6 protein-coding genes are annotated in these 9497 nt (G+C 71.9%); all 6 read right to left on the bottom strand.

Annotated elements, in window-relative coordinates; genetic code table 11:
- Nucleotides 1–200: 200 nt before the first annotated feature.
- From ACBY01_RS04675 to tssK, 6 genes are read right to left on the bottom strand one after another with little or no spacing between them, the layout of a single operon-like run.
- Complete coding sequence (locus tag ACBY01_RS04675; RefSeq protein ID WP_416459609.1) at nt 201–2003, bottom strand: serine/threonine-protein kinase; 1803 nt, start codon at nt 2001–2003, stop codon at nt 201–203.
- Nucleotides 2000–2761, bottom strand: coding sequence for a PP2C family protein-serine/threonine phosphatase (locus tag ACBY01_RS04670; RefSeq protein WP_416459608.1), 762 nt, complete (start codon nt 2759–2761; stop codon nt 2000–2002). Before ACBY01_RS04670 ends, ACBY01_RS04675 begins: the two co-directional genes overlap by 4 nt.
- Entirely contained in the window at nt 2758–3204 is a 447-nt protein-coding gene (gene tagF / locus ACBY01_RS04665) for a type VI secretion system-associated protein TagF (protein ID WP_416459607.1), read from the bottom strand. Before tagF ends, ACBY01_RS04670 begins: the two co-directional genes overlap by 4 nt.
- Nucleotides 3201–6695 carry a type VI secretion system membrane subunit TssM gene (gene tssM, locus ACBY01_RS04660; protein WP_416459606.1) on the bottom strand — a complete coding sequence of 1165 codons (3495 nt, stop codon included), beginning with the start codon at nt 6693–6695 and terminating at the stop codon, nt 3201–3203. Before tssM ends, tagF begins: the two co-directional genes overlap by 4 nt.
- Entirely contained in the window at nt 6695–8104 is a 1410-nt protein-coding gene (gene icmH, locus ACBY01_RS04655) for a type IVB secretion system protein IcmH/DotU (RefSeq protein ID WP_416459604.1), read from the bottom strand. The genes tssM and icmH overlap by 1 nt, the downstream gene beginning before the upstream one ends.
- Nucleotides 8101–9405 (bottom strand): type VI secretion system baseplate subunit TssK, encoded by a 1305-nt coding sequence (tssK, locus tag ACBY01_RS04650; RefSeq protein ID WP_416459603.1) that lies wholly within the window; start codon nt 9403–9405, stop codon nt 8101–8103. The genes icmH and tssK overlap by 4 nt, the downstream gene beginning before the upstream one ends.
- Between the last annotated feature and the right edge of the window lie 92 nt (nt 9406–9497).

The raw sequence follows: 9497 nt of genomic DNA, 5'->3' as shown, positions 1-9497 counted from the left end.
CGGACGGCGTGCGTGGTCGTGGCGCTCCCGTGACGTAGCTGTCCCATACGGCTTCCTTCCATTCCAACGAAAGGATCGCACCATCAAACCGTGGGATCAAACAGCTAGCTTCGTCAGCGTTGCCTCAGCTTCTGCTTTGGATTCCCTTTGTCGAAGACGAATAGGTATATCGCGGTTGGTAAGGTCCGCAGGATAACCGGCTACTTCTGACCCTCCTCGACCGAGCGGAACCAGATCATCTCGGTGCGCCAGCCGCGCTCGCCTGCCAGCGTGGCGATGCGGTCGCGCCAGTCGGCGCCGCGGTTTCCGAGTGGCGGGGCGAGCACGGCGGGTTCGAACGGCCCCTTGCCGGTCACCAGCAGCAGCCCCGACCAGCCGAGATGGTCCAAATCGATCTGCAGCCGGTACCCGTCATTGCCGAGGTCCTGGATCGGAACGCCGTCCTTCGAGTTTCGCAGCGCCTCGGCGAAGGCGGCGCGGTTGTCGATCAGCGACCAGATCTTGCCCGAGGGATCAATCCCCAAGAGCGCGAAGTCGAGGCTCGGATCGTCGATCGCGATGCCGATCACAGCGCTGGCCGCCATCTTGCCGGCGTAGACCTTGCCTTCGGGCTGCATCCGCATCTCGAACTGGCGCTGGGCGACGCTCAGCCGGGGGCGGCCGGTCGCGCGGATCTGGCGGTAGGCATCGAGCGCGGCACAGCCGCTCTGGGTGATCGACGCCACCTCCGCGAAATCGATCCGGCTCGGCGGCAGCTTCTGCGCCTCGAGCACGCGCGAGATCTCCTGCTGCGCCTGCGCCGGATCGCCGGCGACGCCGGTGAGCTTGGCGTCGATGCCGCCGGCACGCGGCGCCACCTCGACGATGTTGAGCCAGGTGCAGCCGACCGAGGGTAGCGCGGCGTCGATCACGCTGTGCGCCCGCCGCACCGGATCGCTCGCGACGACGACCGGCGCATCCGCTCGGCGGTCGGCATCCTGCCGCGGCATCAGCAGCCAGAGGGCGAGCAGCAGCAGGAGCAGCGCCGCGCCGCCGGCTCCGAACGCCCAGCGCGGGATCCGCGCCAGCGCGGCACTCGGCGCCTCTGCCGTCTGTAGCGCGGCGAGCACCGCGTCCATGTCCTGGAAGCGCTGTGCGGGATCCGCGCGCACCATCCGCTCGACCACCCCGCGCAAGGGGATCGGCACCGGCGACAGGTCCAGCCCGGCGCGGCGCTTGTCGACCGCGTCGACCAGCGTGCCGCCCAGCCCCAGGTCGGCGCCGCGCGCCACCGCCAGGATCACCAGCCCCAGGCTGTACACGTCGGTCCACGGCCCCAGCGCCCGCGAGAAGTCGCCGAGCTGTTCGGGCGCGACATAGCCGAGCTTGCCCGCGAACCCGTCGCCGACGATCGTCGCGGTGCCGGGGTCGAGGTCCTTGGCGATGCCGAAGTCGATCAGCTTGGCCCGGTCGAGCTCGCCGCCGCTCAGCAGCACGTTGTCGGGCGAGACGTCGCGATGGATCGCGCCCAGCCGATGCGCGGCGGCGAGGCCCGAGGCGAGCCGGCGCAGCAGCTGACCGAGTTCGGCAGCGCTGGGTCGGAGCGAGGCGAGCACGTCCGACAGGCTGGTGCCATCGATATATTCGGTGACGATGTAGAGCACGCCCAGTTCGGGCTCCATCGCCAGCACGCGATACTGCACCACCGCCTGGTGGTGCAGCCGGGTGAGCGTCTGCGCCTCGCGCTTGAACAGCGCGATCACCTTGGGATCGGCGGCCAGCGCGGGGAGCATCACCTTGATCGCGACCCGCTCGTCGGTGGCGAGGTTCGTACCCTCGAACACTTCGCCCATGCCGCCGCGCGCCAGGAAGCGGCGCACGCCGAACATGTGGTTGAGAACGTCGCCCGGCTTGATCCCCGCGCCGCCGGTCGCGGGCGCGGCGCCCTCGAACACGGTGCGATCCGGCGGTTCGCCCTCTCCCGGCGCGAACACCGTGCGCGGTTCGTCGTCGTCGCCGGTCACAGAGCAGATCCCATCGAAAGCGGGGCGCGCTGCGTCCCCTCCTGCACCGCCACCAGAATGGCGGTGACGTTGTCGGGCGCGCCGCCCGCCAGCGCCCCGGCGATCAGCGCGTCGAGCGCCGCCTGCGGGTAGGGTTCGGCGAGAATGCGCGCGATCGCGGCGTTGTCGAGCATGCCGGTGAGGCCGTCGCTGCACAGCAGGAACAGGTCGCCGGCCGCCACCTCGTCGGTGACGACGTCGACCGCCAGCCGCGCGCCGACGCCGATCGCACGCGCGAGCACATGGCCGCGCGGATGGTTGTGCGCCTCCGCCTCGGTGATGAGCCCACGGTCGACCATCTCCTGCACCTGGCTGTGGTCGCGGGTCAGCGGATGGAGGTCCCCGTCGCGCAGCACATAGGCCCGGCTGTCGCCGACCCACAGTGCGGCGAAGCAGCCGTCCTGGACCAGCAGCGAGACGACGGTCGAGCCCATCTGCTGGCCGCGACGCTGCGCCTCGCCGAAGACGCGGCGGTTGGCGCTGTGCACCGCATCGGCGACCGTCTGCGTCGCGGCGCGGAAATCGAGCGGCACGAGCACGCTCTCCAGCGCCTGCACCACCGCGTTCGATGCCCAGTCGCCGTGCGCATGCCCGCCCATCCCGTCGGCGACCGCCCACAGGCCGACGTCGTCACGCGTGCAATAGCGGTCCTCGTTGATCCGCCGGACCAGTCCAGGATGCGTCGCCGCGACCGCGTGGATGCGCCACCCCCCGGTCATGCCAGCATCGCCGTCAGCAGGTCGGCCGGCTCCGCGCCGGTGCGCTCGCGCGTCCCCTGCCGCCATAGCGAGGCGGTGCCGGTCGGCGCGGGGCCGGTCTCCGCGGCCAGCCGGTCGGCGGACCACCCCTCGCCGATCGCGGCGTAGAGCAGGTCCTCGCACCGCGCCGCCGCTTGCGGCTCGCCCGCGCACAGCAGCAGCACCGGGTAGCGGCGCCCGGCGGCGTCCTGCGACGCGGCGATCGCACCGGCGACCCCCTCGCCCTCGCACTGCCACGGCACTGCCGTATCGAAGCGCTCCTCGAACGCGTCGCCATAGGTCTCGCGCGCCGCCGACAGCGATGCCGACAGCCAGGCGTCGAGCGCGTCGCGTTCCGCGAACGAAAGCCCGCGCGCGACGAAGTCGCCATGCGCCGGAAGCTTGCCGAACAGCCGCGCGCTCATAGCGTCCCCGGGCAGCGGAAGGACCAGACGCCGGCGCGGCTGAACGGGTTGCGCTTGCCGGGCAGCGCGATCGCGAGCGTGGTCCGCATCGCGCCGTCGCCGAAGCCGGCGCGGATCGCCTGCTCGCCGGCGTTGCGCTTCTCGGCGCGATCCATCAGCCGGAACAGCGCCCACGGGCCTTCGGCCTCGATCCGCGTGAGTTCGGGTCCCGGCGGAGCGTCGCCTGCGGGCGCCGCGGTGCCCGTGCTCGGGCCGTAGAGCACGAGCGACGCTTCGGGCAGACCACCGTTGGCCGACCACAGGAGCGGGCGTGGCTGGTTGCTGCCAGGCGTGAAGCGATAGCGCGTGCCGCCGCTCGACAGCTCGACAGTCGCCACCCCCTGGCCGAAGCTCGCCACCGCCACCTTGATCGGCAGGCCGCCGGCGAGCAGGTCGCGCAGCTCGACGGTTCGGGCCAACACCTCGGGCGAGGACGGGTCGAGTGCCCCCGCCACCGGATCGCCCTCCCGCCAGCGCCATACCGGGCCGTCGGTGTCGATCATCGGCATCAGCCGCTGCTGCACGAAGGCGTCGACCGTGCCGCCCATGCCGAACACTCGGAGCGTCTCAGCCATCGGCGCGTCCGGCGCGCCCGCAAAGAAAGGGTAGTGCTCCTGGGCAACCTCCCGACAGGCCGGCAGCACGGTCTGGGCATAGGCGTCGGTCACCGCGCCGCTCGCCGCGCGGGTCTGCGCATCCCTGCCCCCACCCGCCGCCTCGGTCGCGAAAGACTGGAGCTGCGGCGGCGCGCTGGCGGCCGAAGCCTTCACGGTGGCCAGCGCGGCCGCCATCGCTGCCTGAGTCGCATCCGACCCGCCGCCGCCGCCGACCGACTGGGCGGCGATCACGGCCTGGCCCGCCGCCTTGATGCCGGCGATGAACTCGTCGATCGGGGCCGAGCCGCGGCCTTCGCCGACATATTCGTGCAGCGCGTTGAAATAGGTCGTGATCTCGTCGCCCGCGTCGATCCCGGACGCGCGGTCGCGCCGGATCTCGTTGGCGACGCGGCCGATCCGCGAGCGGTTGAGGCCATAGCGCGTCGCCCGCTCCAGCCCCGCCTTGGCGCCGCCTTCGAAGATCGTGTTCTTGCGCAGCTCCTGCAGCGCGCGCTTGAGCGGCGACGGGCTCTTGGTGAGTGCGCCGAACGCCGCGGGATCCTGGAAATAGGCGCCCGGCTTCATCGTCGCGATCAGCCCGTCCCAGGCGGCGATATAGTCCTTGGCATAAAGCCCGGCGACGCCCGGCCGGACGTTGGCGAGCTCGTCGCCCACGCCCGCTTCGCCGGCACCGCCCAGCACCCACAGGTCGCGCTTGAGATCCTGCTGCACGGTCGCCAGCCCGGGCAGATAGGTCTTCTCATAGCCCGCACGCGTGAAGAAATAGGGGATCTGGTAGTTCGCGACGGCGTCGGGCGAGGCGAAGGCGAGCACGTCGCCCTGCGACAGGATGTTGGCCGCCTCCCACGGCGCGCCGGCCGAAGCCGCCTTCTGCCGCATCACCGCGTAGGCGCGGTCGGCGAGGCTGAGCGTCTGCACCGCGGCGCGGGCGCCCGCCACCAGCTGTGCGTCGAGCGGCGGACGGCGGTTCGGCCACACCGATGCCATGTCGCGATCCTCGAGCAGCGCGTCGAGGTGGCGGGTGAGCGCCGCGCGCTCCGCCTGGCTGTCGGCGCCGGGGTAGAGTTCGGTCGCCCAGTCGCCGACCACCCACGCCTTGACCGCGCGGGCGTCCATCGGCCCCTGCTGGCCCAGCATCAGATAGACCTTGAGCGGTTCGTAGAGGGCCATCGGATCGCTGCCGTCGGCCTGCATCACCGCCTCCAGCCGCAGCAGCAGCCGCGGCAGCAGGACGCGGCGGAGTCCGTCGCGATAGGTTTCCTCCGCCTGCTGGCTGAGGCTGCGCTGATAGAGCCCGAAGGTCATCGTCAGCGCCGGGCCGCCCTTGCGCCGTTCGGCATAGCCGCGCGGCAGGGCGCGCAGCGTATCGAGCCCCGGCAGCGCAGCGCGCAGGTCGGCATCGTCCTCGCGCACCTGGGTCAGGTCGACGCCGGCGTCGCGCAGCTGCGCCGCCGCGGTGGCGGTGCGGTCGGCGAGTTCGCCCTGGAACGCGCGGTTACGTGCGTAGCTCACCCCCCAGGCGGCGAGCACCAGCGCGGTGGCGATGCCGATCGCGCTGAGCGCGGCGATCAGCTGCGCGCGCCGCCGCGTCTTCGCGCGGGTGTCGGTGGCGACCAGGCCCGCCTCGGGGAACATGACCTGGGTGAGCAGGCGGTTGAGGAAATAGGCGCGGCTGCGCACCTCCATCCCGCCGCCCACCGGTTGTTCGTAGACGTCGCCCATCGCCGCGAGAATGCGGTCGAGCGGTGCGCCTTCCTGGATCCCGCTGGTGAAGTAGAAGCCGCGCAGCGTCGCCGGCGCATCGTCGCCCGCGACGAACGCGCCCTCGGCAAAGCGCATCAGCCGCGCGCGCAGGCTGCGCAGCTGTGCGGGGAAACCGAGCATCATGCCGCGGCGGCGCTGGTCGACCTCCTCGAACAGCCGCCGCGCCTGGCGGTCGGCGATCGCCTGCGCAGCGGTGTCGAACGCGTGCGCCAGGGCCTCCGTGCTGGGACGCCCGTCCGCATAGGGAACGGTCGCGCCGAGCACCGCGCGGCGGCCCTCGACGTCCAGATCGTCGAAATACTCGCTGAACCCGGCCAGCAGATCGCCCTTGGTGACGATCAGATAGACGGGAACGGCCGTTTCCAGCGTGCGCCGCAGCTCCACCAGCCGGCGGCGCACCGCGCTGGCATGCGCGTCGATAGCGGCGCAGTCGCTGCCGAGCAGCAGGTCGACCCCGACCGCGACGAGGATGCCGTTGATCGGCTGCGCGGGACGGTGCCGCTTGAGCAGCGACAGGAACGCGGCCCAGCCGGCGGCGTCGACCGCCGCGTCGGAGTCCTGCGTCGTATAGCGGCCGGCGGTGTCGACCAGCACCGCTTCGTCGGCGAACCAGAAGTCGAGGTTGCGGGTCCCCCCCACCCCCTTCACCGCCTGTTCGACGAAGGGGAAGCGCAGCCCCGAATGAAGCAGCGCGGTCGTCTTGCCCGCGCCCGGCGGGCCGATGATGACGTACCAAGGCCGGCTGTAGAGATAGTCGCGGCGCCCACCCGCCGCGCTGCGCAGCTTGGCCAGCGCCTCGCCCATCCGCTGGCCGAGCGCCTTGCCCTCCTCGTCGGTGGCGTTGGGCCCGGCGAGTTCGGCGGCAATCGCGGCGGCGGCGCGCTTGGCCCGCCAGCGGCGCCAGCCCCACCAGGCACCCCACAGCAGCGCGATCAGCACCACGCCCGCGATCCGCACCGACCAGGGGCGGAAGAAGGCGACGAACAGCGGCAGGCCGAACGCGACGATCAGCGCCAGCAGGATCGCCGAGACGATCGTGACCGCATACCAGTTCCGGAAGAAGCGGCGCATCAGTACCGCCGCGGCACGATGATTTCGACGCGGCGGTTCTGCGACTTGCCCGCGGCAGTGTCGTTCGACGCGATCGGCACGCTTTCCCCCAGCCCCTTGGTCGATACGCGCGCCGGATCGGACAGATCGGCGCGGATCAGCTTTCCGACCGTCTCCGCGCGCGCTTCCGACAGCGCCATGTTGTCCGGGAAGCGGACGGTGGCGACGCGGTCGTTGTCGGCATGCCCCTCGATCAGCACCGATCCCTGCTCGGCCTCGATCGCGCGGCCGATGCGATGGAACAGCGCCTCACGCCCGGACTCCAGCGCGTCCGAGCCGGACTCGAACAGCTGGCCGACGGTGGTCCGGACGCGCACCGTCTGCGCATCCTCTTCGACGGTGACCAGGCCCTCGCGGATTTCCGGCTCCAGGAACTTGGCCAGCCGCGACGCCTGCGCGCTTTGCGTCGGCGCCATCTCGGCCGCGGGCCGCGACAGCGTGAGCCGCGCGTCGGGGGTCAGATCGGCAAGCCCGCGCGCGGGCGTCTCGCCGCCCGAGGCCAGCATCAGCCGCAGCACGGCATAGACCAGCACCAGCAACGCAAGCGCCCCCGCCGCCGCCAGCGCCAGCACGTTGAGGCCGATCCGGCCGACCGGCGCGTTCTCGCCGCGCCAGTTCGGCACCAGTTCGACCTGCGACAGCGAGCGGACGTGCGGCAACGCGCCCTGCAGCCGCGCCATGATTTCCTGCAGCCGCCGTCGCCCGTCCGGCATCACCCGGAACCGGCCCTCGAAGCCGGCCGCCAGGCACGCGTGGAACAGCTCGATCAGGTCGAGATTGTCGTTGGGCGTGCGCAGCATGTCGTCGACCAGCTGCCAGAAACGGTCGCCGCCGATGTTCTCGTGGAAGAACTGCACCACCATCGACCGGCGCGCCCATTCCGCGCCGTCGGTGCCGATCCCAGGCAGGTTCTGCGCCACGTCGTCGGCGGTCGCGCACACCGCATACTTCGCCCGCTGCCGCTTCTCCTCGGGATAGTGCGGCTGGATCGCCTGTTCGAACCGCGCGATCGCCTTGGAGCAGCGGCGGTGGAATTCGGGCATCGGCACGCGCACGCGACCGGCCCGCACCGCCGCCAGCAGCGCGAGCACCGGCTCCGCCTCGGCGAGCATGACGTTGCGGATCGCCGGAGGCGTCGCCGGCAACGGCACGTCGTCCTCGGCGAGCCGCGACGGCGCGACGCCGGGGCCGACCGGCGCATGGCTGCTCTGCGACAGCGACGGCGGCGCATCGTAGCCGCCCGGGCCGAACCCGCCGGGGGTGAAGCCACCGCCGGCAGGCGGGGGCGGCGGGGCGTTGCGCTTCAGCCCCTGCAACGGCGACGGGCGGAAGACCGTCTTGTTGCCGTCGTCCCCGTCCTCGCCGCTCATCGCGCGCTCCGCTTCACGCACCAGAGTTCGAGTTTAAGCTGCGGCCAGTCCCCGGCGACGTGGAGACCGAGCGCGGTCGCCTGCTGGAACTCGCGCCAGTCGGGCACGCCGCGGTCGAGTTCGAAATAGACGAAGCCCGGCAGCACGCGCAGCTGCGGCGGCGGGGTCGGCGTATGGCGCAGCGGCACGCCCGGCAGCGCGGAGTCGACGATCGCGCGCATCCGCTGCACCGGCCCGATCTTGGCGACCGAGGGGAACATGCCGCGGATCTCCTCGACCGGCGAGGCGGCGGACACCGCCAGGTAGAAATAGCCGGTCTGGTAGAGCCCGTGGTCGGTGATGCGCGAGACGTAGGCGCCCGGCCCCGCCTGATCGAGCGGCAGCTGCACCGCCGAGCGTTCGAACACCGCCGACAGCATCGACTGGAGCAGGTCGAACACCGGATCGAAGCAGCTCTGCGGATCCTCGTGGTCGTAGCGCGGCAGCGGCGGGGCGCGGCGTTCCGGGCGAATCATCGTCGCCAACTCGCCCGCCATCGAGGTCAGCGTCTCGTACAGCCGCTCCGGATGCACGGTCGGCAGGAACTGGAGGTGCTCGAGCACCGGCATCCAGCGGTTGAGCGCCTGGAGCAGCAGGAAGCTGGCGAAGGTGTCGGAGCCGCCGTCGGTCGCCTCGACCGCGCGCACCGCCAGTTCGCCTGCGCGCTGGCTCGCCCGCCCGACGATGTCGGACAGGCCGCCGCGCAGCCGCGCCGCCGCGGCGATGTCGAGGGTCGCGGGGATGTAGCGGTCGTCGAGCATCAGCCGCTTGTTCTGGACTTCCCGCACCCGCGCGAGGCCGAGCGTCACCCGGCCATAGGTCTGGTCGCGCGTGACGCCGAAGCGCAGGTTGGGACGCGCGAGCCCGATCGGCTCGCTGGTGCGGTCGGACGAATAGGCGTCCGCCACCTCCGCCTCGTCGACCAAGTAGCGCGAGTCGAGCCCGCCGTCCTCGGCATCGCGGAACTGCACCGCGCCCGGCTGGCTCGCGGGAAGCGTCAGCGACACCAGCGCGTCGCGCGCATCCTCGGGCACGTCGAGCGGCGGCGGCGGCGGCATGTCGTCGGGAATGGCGAAGGGCGTGCCGTCGGGCATCACCCCCACCGCGCGATGCACCGCGAACTTGCCGAGCGCGGCGAGGTCCTCGTCCAGCGTCAGCTCGATCAGCCCCCACGGCCACGGCCGGACGGAGCCCACCCGCGCTTGGAGCTGCGCCTCGGTATAGCGGTCCTGCGCCTGGAAATGCTGCGGCCGAAGGAACATGCCCTCGTGCCAGGCAACCCGGTTCTTCCCTGCCAACCGCTTTCCCCAACCCCTGAACGCTCGGCGCCGGTCGGCGTCGGGTGGAGTTATTG

The sequence above is a fragment of the Sphingomonas mangrovi genome, from assembly GCF_047975845.1.
Taxonomy (GTDB): domain Bacteria; phylum Pseudomonadota; class Alphaproteobacteria; order Sphingomonadales; family Sphingomonadaceae; genus Sphingomonas.
This window is presented reverse-complemented; position numbering and strand designations above follow the sequence as displayed.

What these genes read in the sequence shown, in the direction of transcription:
- ACBY01_RS04670 (WP_416459608.1), bottom strand. Translation starts at nt 2,761, where the DNA reads ATGACCGGGGGGTGGCGCATCCACGCGGTCGCGGCGACGCATCCTGGA.
- tagF (WP_416459607.1), bottom strand. Translation starts at nt 3,204, where the DNA reads ATGAGCGCGCGGCTGTTCGGCAAGCTTCCGGCGCATGGCGACTTCGTC.
- tssM (WP_416459606.1), bottom strand. Translation starts at nt 6,695, where the DNA reads ATGCGCCGCTTCTTCCGGAACTGGTATGCGGTCACGATCGTCTCGGCG.
- icmH (WP_416459604.1), bottom strand. Translation starts at nt 8,104, where the DNA reads ATGAGCGGCGAGGACGGGGACGACGGCAACAAGACGGTCTTCCGCCCG.
- tssK (WP_416459603.1), bottom strand. Translation starts at nt 9,405, where the DNA reads ATGTTCCTTCGGCCGCAGCATTTCCAGGCGCAGGACCGCTATACCGAG.